Origin of the sequence: Arthrobacter sp. S39, assembly GCF_004320525.1 — a bacterium.
GTDB lineage: Bacteria > Actinomycetota > Actinomycetes > Actinomycetales > Micrococcaceae > Arthrobacter.
The window spans coordinates 120,520-137,609 of sequence record NZ_SIHX01000009.1; the positions used below are offsets into that span (position 1 = coordinate 120,520).

The window sequence follows — 17,090 nt, forward strand, 5'->3', positions numbered from 1 at the left end:
GGCAGAAGACCCCAGCTGCGGGAAAGCACTTTCCCGCATATGCTGTACGGAAATCTGACGCCCCATTCTCCTGGAGATTTCCCATGCACCCGCAATCCCCTGCCACGGGTTCCGCCCCTGGTTCAGCCCGTGAAAGGGCAGCATCCGGCGTCGTCCAGCTCAGCCCAAACGCCTTCAAAACCCCCTACCGGGATCCTGCCTGGGACGGCCCCACCGACCCCATCCTGGTTTCGGACCACCTGACCGGCGAGTGGGTTCTCTTCTACACCCAGCGCCGCGCCACGAAACCCGGTCTGACCGGGGTCGAGTGGGTACACGGCACGGCCATCGGGGTGGCCCGCTCTTCCGACGGCGGACTCACCTGGGCCTACCAGGGCACCCTGGACGGACTGGTCCCGCCGGAAACTGAACTGCCCGCCACGCTCTGGGCGCCCGACGTCGTCAGGATCGGCGACCAGTGGATCATGTACCTGACAGTTCTGGGCGGGGTCCGGACCGACTGGACCGGCAACGCCTCCATCGTCCAGCTCGCCAGCCGGGACCTCGTCACCTGGGAGTACCTCGGTGCCATCGACCTGGACTCCCCGCGCGTCATCGACGCGGCGGTGGCCCGGTGCCGCGACGGCCGATACCGGCTCTGGTACAAGGACGAGGCCCGCGGATCCAACACTTACGGCGCAGTCAGCGACGCTCCGGCCGATCCAAAGTCGTGGGTTCTTGAAGGTCTCACCATTCCCGGACGGCCCCACGAAGGGCCCAAAGTCTTCAAACTTGGAGGCCAGTTCTGGATGATCGTGGACGAGTGGCGGGGCCAGGCCATCTACCGGTCGGAGGACGCCGCCGGCGGCTGGACGCGGCAGGAATACCTTGACGGCCTCATCCTGACAGCTCCTGAAACGGCCGACGGCGGTCCGGTAGTTGGCCGGCACGCGGACGTCGTGCCGCTGGAAGTATCGGTCGATGGCAAAGAGCGCGCCCTGATCGTCTACTTCACGCATCCGCACTGGAACGGCGCTGACATCGACGGCATGGCGGCAGACCCCAAAACCCATCTCAGCCATGTCCGGGCCGCCGTACTGGAAGTCCGCGACGGAAACCTGGTCTGCACCAACGTCTGACACGGAAACAGCACGCCCCAGCGCACGTAGGTCACCCTGGCACGCACGTCGCCCTCGCCCCAGCCCGACGCCTGGCACGACAAAGGGCCGAACTGCGGAACTATAAGCCAGCTGATGCTGACACCGGTCCGCTGTTCGGCCCTGCGCCGGACTCGTGCACCGGACGGTGCCAGAAGGCACCACCCGGGCTTCATTCAGGGAATTTCACGGCTGTTGGATTGGGGGCCTGCTGGATATCAGGTCCCGCTGGAGCCATCCTTGAAGATCAGGCCCGCTGCGGCGAACCGAGCTCCACCGGGTCTTCGTCGGTGAGGTAGGCAAGCTCCGAGTGGGCTGCGATGTCGATGCCGCGGAGTTCGTCTTCAGGCTTGATGCGCAGGCCAATGATCCGGTCGAGAATCTTAGCCAGGATCCAGGTGACCCCGAACGAGTACACCAGGACCGTGACAGTGGCCAGAGCCTGGACCCCGAGCAGGTCAACGCCGCCGCCATAGAAGAGGCCGCTCACTCCGTTCGGAGCTGCATCGGTGGCGAACAGGCCGATCAGCAGGGTTCCGAGGATGCCACCCACGAGGTGGACGCCGACGACGTCGAGTGAATCGTCGTAGCCAAGGCGGAACTTCAGTTCGATGGCGAGGGAGCAGACGGCTCCGGCGATGGCACCGATGGCCAGTGCGCCGAGCGGGCTGACCGCACCACAGGCCGGTGTGATGGCAACGAGGGCTGAGATCAGGCCGGACGCTGCGCCCATGCTGGTGGCCGCCCCATGGCGGAGACGCTCAACCAGGGCCCAGGCGAGGAGCCCGGCAGAAGCTGCCACTGCTGTGTTCAGGAAAACAACGGAGGCGGACTGCCCGGCGGAGAGTGCCGAGCCTGCATTGAAGCCGAACCAGCCCACCCAGAGCAGTCCAGCACCAACGAGCACCAGCGGACGGCTGTGCGGCTTGGTGTGCTCCATCTTGGGCCAGCCGGAACTCTTGCCCAGGACCAGGGCCAGGGCGAGAGCCGCGGCGCCGGCGTTCATGTGCACTGCGGTTCCACCGGCGAAGTCGATTGCCTTGATGCCGCTCGCGATCCAGCCGCCGGTAACGCTGCCGTCGGCCGAAGAGAAGGCGAACACCCAGTGCGCGATGGGGAAGTAGACGATGGTTGCCCAGATTCCGGCAAACAGCATCCAGGCGCCGAACTTCATACGTCCGGCTGCCGCTCCCGCAACCAGGGCCGTGGTGACACAGGCGAAGAACAGTTGGAATGCTGCAAAGAGAATCACCGGAATGGACGCTGCCTCATCTGCGGCGAGCAACTGCCCCATACCAGGGAACTCCGTAATGTCCCCAATGAGTCCCAGGCCGCCCACGGAATTTCCGAAAGCCATCGAGTAGCCAAACAGCGCCCAGAGCACTGCCACCAGGCTCGCGCCGCCAAAGCACATCATCATCATGTTGAGAATGCGACGAGACCCCACCATGCCCCCGTAAAACAGGGCCAGGGCGGGGATCATCATACAGACCAGCGCAGAGCTGGCCAGAATCCAAGCGACATTTCCCGAATCCATGGGAAACCCCTTTCGTGATGCGAAGAGAGAACGGAAATTGCCGGTCAGAGCCGCTCCGGAGGAGGGACGCGGAATCAGTACCACGTTCATCGGAGGGCAGCTATTGCCGTCTGGTTCCAACTGTATGGCGGCAGTTCCGCGGTGGGTTTCCGGCTGGTTAAATCGACGTTTCGGTCACGGGCACGCCAGTTTCACACGTCTCTCCAGCGCACTTTGGCGATAGGGAATCGCCGGATCTGACGCTCGATCTGATGCCGGATTTGCGGGAAGGGTCAGCCTGGGCAGGATAGCGAGCCCAGTTACTTGGCGGAGATGGCCAAAAACTTGATGGGCAGGTCCAGCAGCTCCAGCGGCCCGTGCGGACCCTCGCCATCCAGCAGGAGGGAGTCGCCAGCTTCCATGGAGTACTCGTAGGCGCCGTGCCCGTAAACCATCTTCCCCGCCAGCATGTAGATGAACTCCGTGCCCGGATGCTGGAACAGCGGAAAAACATCTGAGGCGTCGGTGAGCGTGACAAGCGTGGGCTCCAGCGCGTCGGTCCGGCCCTTGAGCGTGCCCAGGACGCGGTACTCGTGGCCGTGCTGCGTGCCGCTGCGGACCGTCAGGCTGCCCTGGCCGCTTTTGGTGAACGTGGCGTCCCGGTCCGTGTCGGCGCCGCGGAAGAGTGCGGTCACGGGAATCTTGAGGCCGTCGGCCAGCCGCTGGAGCGTGGTCAGCGAGCAGGAGGTGGTTGCCGTTTCGATCCGCGAGATCATGGCCTTGGACAGGCCCGTCCGGGCAGCGAGCTCCGCCGAGGACAGGCCATTGGCGGTGCGGTAGTGCCGGACTTGCGTGGCGATGACCTGCTCCAGTTTTCCTGAGACGGCGCCGTGGTCCGCAGCGGCGCCTGCGCCCGGATCCGCTGTGCCCGGATCGGTGCCGGGATAGACGACGGCGGCGCTTCCGGCGGCGGTTGTCGCGGCGCCGGTTTCCTCCGGGACGTGATTGGTCATAGGAGCCATCTTAGGTTGAGCTCCCCGGGTGCGGCGGTGCGTTGCCTGCGGCCGCGCGCCGCAGGGTCGGCGCAACCATAGCCAAAGGGCAGCACAATGCCTAGTGTTTTTATCGGGCATGGGGGTGAAAGGAACTTTCGATGCGTACCTTGACCTACAGCGCCGCGTGCAGCGTCGACGGGTACATCGCCGGCACCGACGGCTCCTTCGACTGGCTCTATTTCAGCCCCGACGTGGAAGAACTCATGGGCCAATACTGGTCCACCGTGGATACCGTCCTGATGGGCCGGAAAACCTGGGAGTTCGCGGCGGGGCAGGACATTGGCGATGAGCCGGGTTCCGCAGGCAACGAGGGCAGCGGCATTCCGGCTGTTGCCACCTACCTTTCTCCCGCACGCTGACCGAGGCGCCGGAAGGAGTCGAGCTTGTCTCCTCTGACGCCGGCGGGTTCGTGAACCGGCTGAAGCAGCAGCCCGGAAAGGGAATCTTCCTGATGGGCGGCGGTGAGCTCGCGGCGTCGCTCTTCGAAGCCGGCGCCATCGATGTGGTCAGCCTCAACGTTCACCCGGTTTTGCTGGGCTCCGGCGTTCCGTTCTTCAGGCCCCAGACACGCCGGTTAGCCCTCGAACTGACGGAATCACGCGCCATCGACGGCGGCTGCGTGCTGATGACGTATCGCGTCCGGAACTGAGCTGGCGGGGGGCAGGCGGCCGCTGAGGCCAGCGGAAAGAAAGCCGCGCCTATCCGATGCCGCGCGCCTCGCCCAGCAGCCCTGCCAGTGAGTCCGCGAGCGCAACGGCGCCGGCCTCGGCGTCCCAGTCCTCCACCAGCTCGTCCGGCGAATGCGAAACGCCCGTGGGGTTGCGGATGAACAGCATTGCCGTGGGGATCTGCGAACCCAGCACACCGGCGTCGTGCCCTGCCCCGGTGTCCAGCACAGGCGCGGCCGGCAGCAGCTCCTGCAGCCGGTCCCGCAGCCCGGCATCAAAGCGCACCGTCGGGCTGCGGGACTCCATGCTGAGGCTGGAGGTGCAGCCTTCCTCGGCCGCCATGACCTGGGCGTTGAGCCCGATGGCTTCCACCAGCGCCGCGGTGACGGAATCGTCCGGGTGCCGCACGTCGATCCACAGGTCCACGCGGGAGGCGATCACGTTGGTTCCGCCGGGGACGGGATGGATCCGCCCCACGGTGGCCCGTGCATCACGGTACTTCCGCGCTGTGTCGCGGATGCCCACCATGACCTTGGCGGCGGCGATCATGGGGTCCTTCCGGTCCTTCATGAGCGTGGTGCCCGCGTGGTTGCCCTCACCGGTGAGCGTCAGTTTCCACCGGCCGTGGCCCAGGATCGATGACCCGATGGCGACCGGTTGGTTCAGGTCGATCAGGCCCCTCCCCTGCTCCACGTGCAGCTCCACAAATACGCCCAGCTGCTGGAGCGCCTTGTAGTCGGCGCCGATCAGCCGAGGGTCCTGTCCGTTGGCGGCGGCCACGTCCGCGTAGGTGTTCCCGTCGGGATCCTTGAGCCGGCGGGCCTTGTCCGGGTCGAGTTCGCCGGTCAGCAGGCGGGATCCCAGGCAGGGCACGCCAAACCGCGACCCTTCTTCCTCGGGGAACACGGCGATGGCCAGCGGGCGGCGCGGACGGAGGCCACGCGCTTTGAGGAGGTCGACGGCGACCAGCGCCGAGGCGACTCCCAGCGGCCCGTCGTACTCACCGCCGCCGGGGACAGAGTCGAGATGGCTGCCGGTGACCACGGCGTTCCGCCGCGTACCTGTCGCGGTATCCCACCACGCCCAGATGATGCCGTTCTGGTCGGTGTAAACGTCCAGCCCGCGGCGCCTCGCCTCGGCAATGAACCAGCTCCGCAGCTCCGTCTCGGCACTGGAGAACACCGGCCGCGAGTAGCCTCCCCGGGTCCTGTCGCGGCCGACGTCGGCAATGTCCCTGAGCAGGCCGCTCACCGTGGCGGCGGGCGGCTCAGCCGGGATCGGCTGCGGTACTGACGGATGCGCAGCGGCCAGCTGCGGTGCCTCCGGCTGGGTTGGCAGGACGGCGGAAGAAGTGTGGGCAGTCACGGGAGTCCGTTTCTCGAGATGAATGCAGTAAAGGGCATATGGTCAGCGGCCGCTGACCGCATGCGTCGCGGTCCGGTAACGCAGCGGCACGTTGGCCGCTCCGGTGGCCAGGTCCGCCGCCCACCGGCCGATCAGCGGTGCGAACTTCGCGCCGTGGCCGGAACACGGTGAGAGGATGGTGAGGTTGTGCACGCGGTCAATGATGAAGTCTTCGTTGGGCGTATTGGTGAACAAGCACGTGGTCTCGGCGTACGGCTCGGGGTCCAGGCCCGGCAAGAAGCGGCGGACGTAATCCACCACCCGGCTCCGGTTGGCGGGGTCCACTTCACCGGTCTGCGCTGCGGCGCTGGGGAGGAAGCGGCCGCCGTTGTACTCGGCCACCTTCTGCCCGGCAAAACCGGCGTCGCGGCCACCCGGCAGGCCGTAGACCTGGATGTCTTCACGTTTATGGATGAACGTCGGCCAGAAACCGCCTGGAACAGCGGCGCCGTCGGGATCCTTATAGCGGAAGTGGAACGCCTGCTCCTGCCGCACCGTGATTTCCGGGAGCCCGGCAAGGAAGCCCGACGGAAGGGACAGCTCCCCCAGCAGCCCGGGCAGCCAGCCGCCCGCGCTGATGACCACGTTGCCGGCGTCGACCGTTTCCCCGGCAGCCGAGCGAAGCCGGTAGCCGGCAGAGGTCTTGTCCACCCGTTGCAGCGGCCATCCCGTCACCAGCCGCGCGCCGTGCCTGACCGCCTGCTCCACCATGGCCTTGACGGCTGTTTCGGCATCGATCACTCCCGCGTCCGGATGCCAGAGCACCTCCGTGTCGAAGGCGATCTGCGGCCAGCGCGCCGTGGCCTCGGACGCGCTCAGCAGCTCGTGTCCGATCCCCGCCCCTGCCAGCACTCCGGCGAGCAGCCGCGGATTTCGTTCGGAGCCGAAGTCAGCTGCCCCCGCAGGAGTGATCAGCTCGGAGCCGCTGTTCAGCGCCAGGACATCCCACAATCCTTTGGACTCCTGGACCGCGTGCGTATAAAAGGGGTCCGGGTACGCGTAGCGGAAGATCCGCGCGGACCCGTGCGAGCTGGCGTCGTGGCTGGCCGGGACGTTGCGTTCCAGGATGGTGACCTGGTGGCCGCGGGCGGCGAGCTGCCACGCCGTGGCGGCGCCGGCCAGGCCGGCGCCTACCACCACGTAGTCGGAGAAGTCAGTCATGGCAGCTTCCTGTTCCGGCGCTACTTGACGCCGGGGATCCAGCTGGTGCCCGCCAGCGGGACGCGGGCCATCGCCGACGCCTCGATGGTCAGCGCCACGAGGTCCTCGGGTTCGAGGTTGTGCAGGTGCGATTTTCCGCAGGCCCGGGCGATGGTCTGCGCTTCCATGGTCAGCACCCGCAGGTAGTTGGCGAGGCGCTTGCCGGCGGCTACGGGGTCCAGCCGGGAGGCGAGCTCCGGGTCCTGGGTGGTGATGCCGGCGGGGTCGCGGCCGTCCTGGAAGTCGTCGTAGAAGCCGGCGGCGGAACCCAATGCGGCGTATTCGGCGGCGTAGCGGGGGTCGTTGTCCCCCAGGGCGATCAGCGCCGCGGTGCCGATGGCGACGGCGTCCGCTCCGAGTGCCATGGCCTTGGCGACGTCGGCGCCGGTGCGGATGCCGCCGGAGACGATGAGCTGGACCTTGCGGTGGACGCCGAGCTCCTGGAGTGCCTGGACGGCCTGCGGGATGGCGGCGAGGGTGGGGATGCCGACGTTTTCGATGAACACCTGCTGCGTCGCGGCGGTGCCGCCCTGCATGCCATCCACCACCACCACGTCCGCGCCCGACTTCACGGCGAGGGCGGTGTCGTAGTACGGCCGGGAGGCGCCGATCTTGACGTAGATGGGGGTCTTCCAGTCGGTGATTTCACGCAGTTCGCCGATCTTGATTTCGAGGTCGTCCGGGCCGGTCCAGTCCGGGTGCCGGCTGGCGGAGCGCTGGTCAATCCCGACCGGCAGGGTGCGCATTCCGGCCACCCGTTCGGTGATTTTCTGCCCCAGCAGCATGCCGCCGCCGCCGGGCTTGGCGCCCTGGCCGAGCACGATCTCGATGGCGTCGGCCTTACGCAGGTCGTCCGGGTTCATGCCGTACCGGGACGGGAGGTACTGGTAGACGAGGTGCTTGGACTGGCCACGCTCCTCAGGCGTCATGCCGCCGTCGCCCGTGGTGGTGGAGGTCCCCACCTCGGAGGCGCCGCGGCCCAGCGCCTCTTTCGCGTTGGCGGACAGAGCGCCGAAGCTCATCCCGGCGATGGTCACCGGGGTCTGCAGGTGCAGCGGCCGCGAGGCGTGCCGGTCGCCAAGGACGACGTCGGTATCGCACTTTTCGCGGTAGCCCTCCAGCGGGTAGCGGGACATCGAGGCGCCGAGGAAGAGCAGGTCGTCGAAGTGCGGGAGCTGGCGCTTGGCGCCCCAGCCGCGGATGTCGTAGACGCCGGTGGCGGCGGCACGCTGGATGTCCGCGATGGTGGCCCGGTCGAACGTGGCGGACTCGCGCAGGCCGAGCGCGGCGATGTCAGGCTCAGCGATGTTCCGGGGAGCGGCGCCCTGGGTGGTGAGAGGTTCGGAGGTGATGGTCATGGGAGGCTCCTAGTACGACGTCGAGTTGTCGACGTGGAAGTGGTAAAGGTTCCGGGCTGAGCCGTAGCGCTTGAAGTCGGCGGGGTCGTCGATGCGGCCGGCGGCGGCCAGCAGGTCCCCGAGTTCGGCCAGGTGTTCGGCCTTCAGGGGCTTCTCGATGCAGTCAGCGCCGAGCGACGCCACGGTTCCTTTGACGTAGAGCCGGGTCTCGTAGATGGAGTCGCCCAGGGCCTCGCCGGCGTCGCCGCAGACCACCAGGCGGCCGGCCTGCGCCATAAACGCCGACATGTGGCCGATGTTGCCGCCCACTACGATGTCCACGCCCTTCATCGAGATGCCGCAGCGTGCTCCGGCGTTCCCGTCGATGACCACCAGGCCGCCGTGGCCGGTGGCGGCCGCGGACTGGGACGCGTCACCCGTTACGTGCACCCGGCCGGACATGATGTTTTCGGCGAGTCCGACGCCGGCATTGCCGTTGATGGTCACGTCGCCTTTTTGGTGCATCCCGGCGGCGTAGTAACCGGCGTGGCCTTCGACGGTCACCGTCACGTCAGCGTTGATGCCGACGGCGAGGCTGTGCTTGCCGCCCGGGCTGGTGACGGTCCAGGACTGGCCGTCAACCGCGTTGTGGAGGGCCTGGTTGAGGTCGCGGACGGGGCTGCCGGCCAGGTCAACGCTGAAAGAATCAAGACTCTGTTCCGTGCCGGCGGCTTCCTCTGCTGATGCGGTGCTGGTTTCGGGGGCTGTCAGAGTGACCATGTGTAGACCTTTCCGGGTTCCGGTTCAAAGATGCGGGCTTTTTCGATGCCGGGCAGGGCTGCCAGGGCGCGGTATTCGGAGGCCATGGCCACGTAGTCGTCCGTTTCGGCGATGATGGCGGGCTTGCACGCGATCGGGTCCCGGACCACGGCCATGCTGTCGGCGGTGGTGACCACCAAGGTGTAGAAACCGTCGAAAACCTTGCCCAGGTTCACCAGGGCTTCTTCGAGGGTGTCGCCCTGCTGCAGGCGGGAGGCGACGTAGCGGGCGCCCACCTCGGTGTCGTTGTCGGAGTCGAACACCACGCCTTCGCGCAAGAGGCTCCGCCGGATGGTGGCGTGGTTGGAAAACGAACCGTTGTGCACCAGGCACAGGTCATCGGCCACGGAGAACGGGTGCGAACCGCCCGCGGTCACCGCGGACTCGGTGGCCATCCGGGTGTGGGACAGGCCCTGGCTTCCGGCCATGGCCTCCAGCCCGTGCTCGGCGGCGATCTCCATCGGGTGGCCAACGCTCTTCATCACTGCCACGTGCTCACCGCGGCCGATGATGGTGGCTGCGGGGAGGGTTTCGCTGACCACTTTCACCAGGAGATCGGTGCCGACGGCGGCGCTCACCAGGGTGGTGTCCCCCACCACCCGCACCACCGCGGCGGCGTCGGACGGGAGCATCCCGGCGATGGCGAGCTGAATCTCAGCCACGGGCAGGCCCTGGTCCTTGCCAAGCAGGCTCAGCGTAGAGGTTCCTTCCGAGACCAGGCCGGGGGTGTTGTAGACGGCCAGGCCGGCGGAGTCCGGGCCGCGGTCCACGATCTGGCACATCATGGAGGACAGGAGGCTGCCCATTTGGGGGTGCAGCAGGGGGTTGCGCAGCTGCAGCGCGGCAATTCCACACATGGTGTGTCCTTTACTTGCTAGGGGTTCTCAGATCGGCGTTCTCAGATTGATGTCAGGTAGGTGCGGATTTCCCAGTCGCTGACCTGGTTGTGCCAGCTCAGGAATTCCTCTTCCTTGGCGTCCGCGTAGTACTTGCCGATTTCCGCGTCGCCGCTGAGGCTGGCCAGGATCACCGGGTCGCGGCGCAGGGCTTCCACGGCGTGCAGCAGCGTGGCCGGCAGCAGGTGGGCATCGGGCCTGGATTCGCCTGGGCCGGACGGCTGCCCGGGATCGGCGGCCTTTTCCACGCCGTCCAGCCCGGCCGAGATGGCCGTGGCGATGGCCAGGTAGGGGTTGGCCGAGCCGTCGCCTGAGCGCAGTTCGATCCGTTTGTTGTCCGGGACGCGGATCATGTGGGTGCGGTCGTTCCCGCCGAAGGACGCCTTCCGCGGCGACCAGGTGGCGCCGGATGAACTCGTGGTGGCACCCGAGCGTTTGTACGAATTCACCGTCGGAGCCAGGAAGGCCTGCAACGCAGGCGCGTGCTCCAGGATGCCGGCGATGAAAGAATAAGCGAGCCCTGACAGCCCAAGTCCGCGGCCGCCGTCGTCCGCTCCGCCGTCATCCCCACTGTCATCCCCCGGGAACAGCGCCTCGGCGCCGGACCACAGGGAGAGGTGGAAGTGCAGGCCGGTGCCGGTCCGGTCGGTGAACGGCTTGGGCATAAACGTGGCGGTCATGCCGCGCTGCTCGGCCAGGATGTTCAGGATGTAGCGGAGCGTGACCACCCGGTCGGCGGTGGTCAGCGCGTCTGCGTAGTTGAAGTTCTGCTCGAACTGGCCGGCGGCGTCCTCGTGGTCGTTGGCGTAGTTGCCCCAGCCCAGGCCGTTCATCGCCTCGGAGATGGAGGTGAGGTGGTCGTACATCCGTGTGACGCCGCGGGCGTCGTAGCAGGGGCGGGGTGAATCGTCGCGAGCGTCGGCTGTACTCAGCGTCCCGTCGTCGTTTTTGTTGACCAGGAAGTACTCAACCTCGGCGCCGATTTTCGCCTGCATGCCCTGGTCCGCGAGCCGGGCCAGAGTGTTTTTCAGGATGACGCGCGGCGCGTAGGGCCAGGGCTGGCCGTTGACGTGCGGGTCGCAGTGGATGATGGCCAGGCCGTCCCTGATGAAGGGGACCGGGGTGAAGGAGGCCAGATCGGGGACGGCGATGAGGTCCGCATCCTGCGGCTTCTGGCCGATGAGGCCCGCGGCGTAGCCGGCGAAGCCCATGGCCCCGGCTTCGAGCTCGTCGGCGGCCTCGACGGGGACGAGCTTGGCGCAGGGCTTGCCGGTCATGTCCACGAAAGTGGCAAGGATAAAGCGGACGTCGTGGGCCCGGGCGATGTCCGCCAGGGAAATTCTGTCGGTAAGGGGTGAAACGGATACAGCAGGGGTTGCGACACTCGTCATCGAAACGTTCCTGTCCGGTCGGTGTTAGCTACTAGTAAACCTTGTTGAACCAGAGTAGCCAAATCACCGTTTCCGGCGTCGTGCAGGAATGTTAAATGCATGTTTCGCGGGGAGGTTGCCCAACTAGGTAGCGCTATCTGTCGTTTTGGACGCTCAAAACGACAGATAGCGCTACCTAGTTGGGGTGGGGGCGGGCGGAACGGAGGCGGGCCACGAGCGTCGCGGCGAGCAGCGCCGTCGTGATTTCCAGCGCGATGACCAGCAGGAGTCCGCCGGCGGAAGTTGTGCCCGCAATGTTCTGGAGTGCAACGTTCGACGGCGGCGCACCGGCATGTGCGTGGCCGCCGGAACCTGCGCCGAGCAGCAGCACGCCGTGAAGGGCGGCCATGAAAACGGCGCAAGCCATGACCCTGCGCAGGGCAGCCACCCGGCTGTGCCGCCAGATGTGCAGGGCGCACGGCATACAGACAGCTGCGAGCGCCAGCATCAGGACACCCAGCAACGCACCGTGGTGGTTTTGGACTGCAAGCCACACATGCACGGCACTGGAACTTGCCACCACCGCGGCGCATAACCGCGGATGCAGGACGGGCCCGCCAAGGCGGGCCCGTCGCGTCAAGGTCATGGGATTGTCCTAGCCGTGGCAGCTGCCGGAGCCGGCGTCGCCGTGGCAACCCCCCGCTGCGCTAGATCCGCCGGCGCTGGCGGGCACGTCCAGGACCGGGCTGCGGTCGAAGAAGCCCTCCGGGCGCAGTTTGAAGCCCACCGTGTCCACGGGCATGATCGGCCAGTCCTCCACCCGCGGGAAGTGCGTCAGGCCAAAGGTGTGCCAGAGCACGATGTCCTGGCCGTCGATCTCGCGGTCCTGCGCAATGTACGCCGGCAGTCCCGCCCCGCCGGGGTGCTGGTTCACGAAGTCGCCCGTGGGGTAGCGCTCGTCATCGGCGTAGCGGGTGACCCAGACGTCCTTGGTGGCAAACGCGGCGCGGCGTGCGATGGAGGAATCCGGATCCGCCAGCAGCGTGGGCTGGTTCTGCGAGTGGAGCTTGTAGCCGACCGGCTCACCCAGGCGGTTGCGTGACTCCGGGTTGGAGATGATCCAGGTCCGGCCGGCCCGGGCGTCGGCCTCGCGGACGGCTTCGGATTCCCGGGTGAGCACCGTGCGCTTCCGGGAGAAGGCGTTGCCGCGTTCATTCCCCTCGCCCATGGGCTGACGGACAACGTCCTCCTCTTCGACACGGTTGGTGAAGCCGTCGACGGCCATGTCCAGGCGGGCGCTGAAGAGGTGCTGGTGGAACGGGGCGCCAAGGCCGGGAGCCAGCTGGGAGATGTTGCCCGAGCCGCCCTCCGGGAAGGCGCTGGTGAACACAACACCGGTGGCCTTGGCTTCGAATTCGATGGTGCCGTCCAGGTAGAGGTACCAGTAGAAGCCGTAGTCGTAGTTGCCGATGGTGGTGAAGAAGGAGATCACCAGGCGGCGGTTGCGGCGGGTGTAGTTGATGCCGGTCCAGAGGTCGCTGTGCTTGGACAGGATGCCCCAGTCCTCCTCGTGCATGCAGATGCCGTTGCGGATCTCGCGCGGGTTGCCGAAGGCGTCGGAAATGACGGGGCTGAGGTAGGTGATGTCGCCGAGGCAGTCGCAGCCGAGCTCCAGGGAGTTGGCGTACTGGCCCACGAGGTATTCGCCGGTGTCGAAGTAGTTCTGCCAGGACCGGATGGGCGAGGGGTCGCCGTACGGCACCACCATTTCGGCAATGGAGGCCCGGTTGATGATGGGCCTGAGCCGGTCACCGTCCCGGAACGCGATGTTGTGCAGGACCACCCCTTCGCGGACGTCGAAGCCGACGTCGAGGCTCCATTTCTCCCACTCCACGTGATTGCCGCCGGTGACGGTGAAGCTCGGGCCCTCCGGCTGGGTGATGCTGATGGGCTTCTGCGTGGTGCGGAGCGGGCCGGTCAGTTCGGGGTCCGTGTAGTTGCCGTGTTCGGCGGGTACCGGCATGGCGCCGAGGTCCAGGACCCGGGTGACTTCCTTGCTGACCACGTCCACGTAGGCCACAAGGCCGTCCACGGGGTGCGCCCAGGCGCTGTCCTCCGGGAAGTCCTGGACGAACGCCAGGCCGCGCAGGATCCGGCGGCCCTTTTCCTCCGGGTATTCGAAGACACCGGCCGAGAGCGGGGCGACGCGGACCGTGGTGACGTCGAGCCCGCGGTCTGCCAGCGCCTTAAGCCAGCGGTCATCCGTTGCCAGGAGCGACTCCACCACCTCGAATTCCTCCTCGAGGACGGGAAGCTCACCCGTGACGGCAGTATCCAGTTCGACGGCGGACACCACCTCGCCCCGCGTCACGGAAACCACCACGTCCGTGGGCGCACCGCCCGCAATGTCGTGGAGGAAAATACGGAACCTGCGGTCCTCGGCGGGAATCACGACGGCGGCGTCCCCCACGGCGGCGGCAGCACCGCCGTCGGCGTTCCCGACGGCGCGACGTCCGGCGTCGGAACATTCGACGCCGGCACTTCCGCGGGCGGGGTCCAGCAGGCCCAGGTAGGCGATCCGCTTCTCCGGCCCGAGAAGGCCGGCGGCGCGCAGGATGGCCTGGACTTCGATGATTTCGTCGCCTGATGCCAGGCGGAACGGGGTAACTGTGTCAGCTGCTGCAAGCGTCATGGATGGCCTTTGTCCGGGATCGTTGGTGGTCGGAATTTTTATTTTCTATAGTTGTAGAGAATAAGCGTCCGTAAGATGGCTCACAAGAGTTTGAGCGAAAATATTTCCGGGGAGTCGCCGCGGTGCCAAAGATAGTTGACCATAACGAGCGGCGCCTGGAACTGGTGGATGCCACATGGCGGATCATCGCCCGGCTTGGCATCGAGGGCGCCACGATGCGCGAGATCGCGCTGGAAGCAGGGTTCGCCAACGGGGCCCTCAAGCCCTACTTCCCCACCAAGGACACCCTGCTGGAGTTCGCGTTCGGGCACGTCTTCAACCGGACGAACCAGCGCGTTGCCAAGGTCACCGAGGGCAAATCCGGGCTGCCGGCACTGCGCGCCTTCTGCCTGGAGGTGCTTCCCCTGGACGAAGAGCGGATCAACGAAGCGCGGATCGTCATCCCGTTCTGGCAGAAGGCGGTCAACGACCCGCAGAAGGCCGAGATCCACCGGCAGTCCATGGACGAATGGCTTGCTGCCATCCGGCAATTCCTCGCCGAGGCCCGGGAGGCCGGCGACGTCAGCGCCGCCGTCGACGATGCCACCCTTGCCAGCCAGCTCCTGAACATGCTGCTGGGCGCGCAGATCGGGGCAGCGCTGGCCGCCGGCCCCGACGCCGACCCCGGCCTGGCTGACCAGCTTGAGGGCTACCTCGCCCTGCTGGCCGGCGGAAAACCGCAGCCATGACCATCCCCGCCGAGATCGACACCCCGGACATCATGATCGACGTCGACGTCCTCGAACGGAACATTTCGCGGATGGCAGCAGCCGTCCGGGAGAAGGGCCTCGCCCTCCGTCCCCATGCCAAGACCCACAAGATCACCGAGATCGCCGCCCGGCAAATGGCCGCCGGAGCAGCCGGACTGACGGTGGCAACCATCGGCGAAGCCGAGGTGTTCGCCGAGTCAGGCATCGGCGACATCTTCATCGCCTACCCGCTCTGGATTTCACCGCAAAAAGCCGAACGGCTCAAGCGCCTGGCGTCAACGGCAAGAATCGCTGTCGGCGTGGACTCCGCGGCCGGGGCCAGCATGCTGGGATCCAGCCTCGGGCAGGTGGCCGGGAGCATCAGCGTGCTGGTCGAAATCGACAGCGGACACCACCGCAGCGGCGTCCGCCCGGAGGCGGCTGCGGCCGTTGCCGAAGCGGCTGCACACGCCGGGCTGAAAGTGGCCGGGGTCTTCACCTTCCCGGGCCACAGCTACGCCCCCGGGATGCCGGCAGAGGCCGCCGCGCAGGAGCAGCAGGCGCTGCGGAAGGCCGCCGAATCCCTTGCCGCGGCAGGATTCGACTCGACGCGCCGCAGCGGGGGCTCTACCCCGACGGCACTTCTGACCGAAGGATCCGAGGCCACCGAAGTGCGTCCCGGCGTGTACGTCTTCGGCGACGCCCAGCAGCTGGAGCTGGGCCGCTGCGCGGTGGAGGACATCGCGCTGACGGTTGCGGCCACCGTGGTGAGCCACCATCAGACTCCCCCGGACGCCCCGGCACGCTTCATCATCGACGCCGGCAGCAAGATCCTGGGCAGCGACCGGCCCGCCTGGGCGAGCGGCTTCGGCCGGCTGATCGACCACCCGGACGCACGGATCACCGCACTCTCGGAGCACCACGCCACCGTCGAGTGGCCAGACACCGGAACCCTGCCGTCCATCGGAGACCGGCTGCGCGTGGTCCCCAACCACGTCTGCCTGGCCATCAACCTGGTGGACGACGTCGCCGTGACCAGCGACGGCGCGCTCGTGGACCGCTGGGCCGTGGCAGCCCGGGGCAAAAACAAGTAACCGCCCCAAGACGGTCGGCAACCCCGCAACCAAAGGTCTTTTTTTCGCCAGCTGTTGAAAAAAGATGGCATCCGGCGCTACCCTGAGTGGACTGTGTTCCAGGACACAGCCCCGGGGAACCCACGCTATGCGGCCATCCGTCGTCAGGACCATCCATGCCAGCTGCAGTCCAGCCCGCCAGCCAGAACCTCAAATCCAGCGTTGCGCTGACGTTTGACCACTGGAAACACCTTGTGGCGGAGTCCTTCGTGCCGCTCGCCGCCCGGACAGCCGACGTTGACGGCTTCCGGGGGCAACTGCGGTCGCGGGTGCTGGACCGGATGTCCGTCGTCGAAGTCACCGCCACCTCCCACGAGGTCCACCGCACCCCTGCCCTAATTGCCCAGGCCAGCGAACGCTACTTCAAACTCAACCTCCAGCTGGAGGGCACCGGGCTCCTGATCCAGGACAACCGCGAGGCCCTGCTGCGGCCCGGCGACCTGGCCATCTACGACACCAACCGCCCCTACACGCTCGCGTTCGAGGAAACGGCGCGGATCATGGTGGTGATGTTCCCCTGCGACGCCCTCTCGCTGCCCACCGATTACGTGGGCCAGCTGGCGGCAGTGCGGATGGCCGGCAGCACGGGCCTGAGCGGGATCGTGGGGCAGTTCATCCGGCAGCTGTCCGAAAACCTGGAGGTCCTGAGCGGCCCCAGCGGCTCACGGCTGGCAGCGAACGCCCTGGACCTGGTGTCCACCCTGCTGCACGCGGAAATGGACATCGCCCCGGACCGGATGAAACCGCAGGCCCTCCTGGCCGTGTCGGTGCGCGAATACATCGAGGCCAACCTGTCGGATCCCCTCCTGTCACCGGCGAGCATTGCCGCGGCGCACTTCATCTCAACGCGTCACCTGCACAACGTCTTCCACGAGTCGGGCACCACGGTGGCCACGTGGATCCGGTCCCAGCGGCTGGAAGGCGCACGCCGCGAACTGCGGGATCCGCTGCATGCCGGCAAGCCCGTAGGCGCTGTCGCCGCCCGCTGGGGGTTCCTCGACGCAGCGCACTTCAGCCGCACCTTCCGCGACGCGTTCGGCGTCTCCCCCAGCGACTGGCGCCGCGGCGCCTGACGACAGGCAGGCATACAACTATGGCCCGGCACGGAATTCCGTGCCGGGCCACAGTGTTGTGCG

The 17,090-nt window shown here is 67.1% G+C and carries 16 protein-coding genes; 6 read left to right on the forward strand and 10 right to left on the reverse strand.

What is annotated here, in order from left to right; all coding sequences use genetic code 11:
• Positions 1 to 83 precede the first annotated feature (83 nt).
• Positions 84 to 1,118 (forward strand): glycoside hydrolase, encoded by a 1,035-nt coding sequence (locus EYS21_RS17565; RefSeq protein WP_242633480.1) that lies wholly within the window; start codon positions 84 to 86, stop codon positions 1,116 to 1,118.
• Between the two features lie 265 nt (positions 1,119 to 1,383).
• On the opposite strand, the gene EYS21_RS17570 is transcribed toward EYS21_RS17565, so the two are convergent.
• Together EYS21_RS17570 and EYS21_RS17575 are read right to left on the reverse strand one after the other, a co-directional pair.
• The gene (locus tag EYS21_RS17570; protein ID WP_131134528.1) at positions 1,384 to 2,673 is read right to left on the reverse strand and encodes an ammonium transporter; all 1,290 of its coding nucleotides are present in this window, start codon (positions 2,671 to 2,673) and stop codon (positions 1,384 to 1,386) included.
• Between the two features lie 299 nt (positions 2,674 to 2,972).
• Positions 2,973 to 3,665, reverse strand: a complete 693-nt coding sequence (locus tag EYS21_RS17575; protein ID WP_131134529.1) for an XRE family transcriptional regulator — start codon at positions 3,663 to 3,665, stop codon at positions 2,973 to 2,975.
• Between the two features lie 140 nt (positions 3,666 to 3,805).
• Between EYS21_RS17575 and EYS21_RS17580 the strand changes: the two genes are divergently transcribed.
• Together EYS21_RS17580 and EYS21_RS17585 are read left to right on the forward strand one after the other, a co-directional pair.
• Positions 3,806 to 4,066, forward strand: a complete 261-nt coding sequence (locus tag EYS21_RS17580; protein ID WP_131134530.1) for a dihydrofolate reductase family protein — start codon at positions 3,806 to 3,808, stop codon at positions 4,064 to 4,066.
• A gap of 50 nt (positions 4,067 to 4,116) precedes the next feature.
• The gene (locus EYS21_RS17585; RefSeq protein ID WP_165478348.1) at positions 4,117 to 4,356 is read left to right on the forward strand and encodes a dihydrofolate reductase family protein; all 240 of its coding nucleotides are present in this window, start codon (positions 4,117 to 4,119) and stop codon (positions 4,354 to 4,356) included.
• Positions 4,357 to 4,405: 49 nt separating this feature from the next.
• Here the strand turns inward: EYS21_RS17585 and EYS21_RS17590 are convergent, their stop codons facing one another.
• The 8 genes from EYS21_RS17590 to EYS21_RS17625 form a co-directional block, all read right to left on the reverse strand.
• Positions 4,406 to 5,686, reverse strand: coding sequence for an allantoate amidohydrolase (locus EYS21_RS17590; RefSeq protein WP_131134630.1), 1,281 nt, complete (start codon positions 5,684 to 5,686; stop codon positions 4,406 to 4,408).
• A gap of 96 nt (positions 5,687 to 5,782) precedes the next feature.
• The gene (locus EYS21_RS17595) at positions 5,783 to 6,940 is read right to left on the reverse strand and encodes an FAD-dependent oxidoreductase (protein WP_131134532.1); all 1,158 of its coding nucleotides are present in this window, start codon (positions 6,938 to 6,940) and stop codon (positions 5,783 to 5,785) included.
• 20 nt (positions 6,941 to 6,960) lie between these two features.
• Positions 6,961 to 8,337, reverse strand: coding sequence for an FMN-binding glutamate synthase family protein (locus tag EYS21_RS17600; RefSeq protein ID WP_207307803.1), 1,377 nt, complete (start codon positions 8,335 to 8,337; stop codon positions 6,961 to 6,963).
• 9 nt (positions 8,338 to 8,346) lie between these two features.
• Positions 8,347 to 9,096 (reverse strand): protein glxC, encoded by a 750-nt coding sequence (locus tag EYS21_RS17605; protein WP_131134533.1) that lies wholly within the window; start codon positions 9,094 to 9,096, stop codon positions 8,347 to 8,349.
• A complete protein-coding gene (locus tag EYS21_RS17610) occupies positions 9,084 to 9,992 on the reverse strand; it encodes a glutamine amidotransferase (RefSeq protein ID WP_131134534.1) in 909 nt (302 codons plus the stop codon). The genes EYS21_RS17605 and EYS21_RS17610 overlap by 13 nt, the downstream gene beginning before the upstream one ends.
• A gap of 41 nt (positions 9,993 to 10,033) precedes the next feature.
• On the reverse strand, positions 10,034 to 11,422 hold the full coding sequence (gene glnT, locus EYS21_RS17615; protein ID WP_131134535.1) for a type III glutamate--ammonia ligase: 1,389 nt from the start codon (positions 11,420 to 11,422) through the stop codon (positions 10,034 to 10,036).
• A 175-nt stretch (positions 11,423 to 11,597) separates the two neighbouring features.
• Positions 11,598 to 12,047 (reverse strand): hypothetical protein, encoded by a 450-nt coding sequence (locus EYS21_RS17620; protein ID WP_131134536.1) that lies wholly within the window; start codon positions 12,045 to 12,047, stop codon positions 11,598 to 11,600.
• A gap of 9 nt (positions 12,048 to 12,056) precedes the next feature.
• Positions 12,057 to 14,093, reverse strand: coding sequence for a primary-amine oxidase (locus EYS21_RS17625; protein WP_131134537.1), 2,037 nt, complete (start codon positions 14,091 to 14,093; stop codon positions 12,057 to 12,059).
• A 122-nt stretch (positions 14,094 to 14,215) separates the two neighbouring features.
• Here EYS21_RS17625 and EYS21_RS17630 point away from each other — a divergent pair, with 122 nt between their 5' ends.
• The 3 genes from EYS21_RS17630 to EYS21_RS17640 all read left to right on the forward strand — a co-directional run bounded on the left by EYS21_RS17630 (position 14,216) and on the right by EYS21_RS17640 (position 17,027).
• Positions 14,216 to 14,821: a TetR/AcrR family transcriptional regulator gene (locus EYS21_RS17630; protein WP_131134538.1), complete on the forward strand. Its 606-nt coding sequence runs from the start codon at positions 14,216 to 14,218 to the stop codon at positions 14,819 to 14,821.
• The gene (locus EYS21_RS17635; protein ID WP_131134539.1) at positions 14,818 to 15,915 is read left to right on the forward strand and encodes an alanine racemase; all 1,098 of its coding nucleotides are present in this window, start codon (positions 14,818 to 14,820) and stop codon (positions 15,913 to 15,915) included. The genes EYS21_RS17630 and EYS21_RS17635 overlap by 4 nt, the downstream gene beginning before the upstream one ends.
• Positions 15,916 to 16,070: 155 nt before the next feature.
• Positions 16,071 to 17,027: a helix-turn-helix domain-containing protein gene (locus EYS21_RS17640; protein WP_131134540.1), complete on the forward strand. Its 957-nt coding sequence runs from the start codon at positions 16,071 to 16,073 to the stop codon at positions 17,025 to 17,027.
• The last annotated feature ends 63 nt before the right edge of the window (positions 17,028 to 17,090 follow it).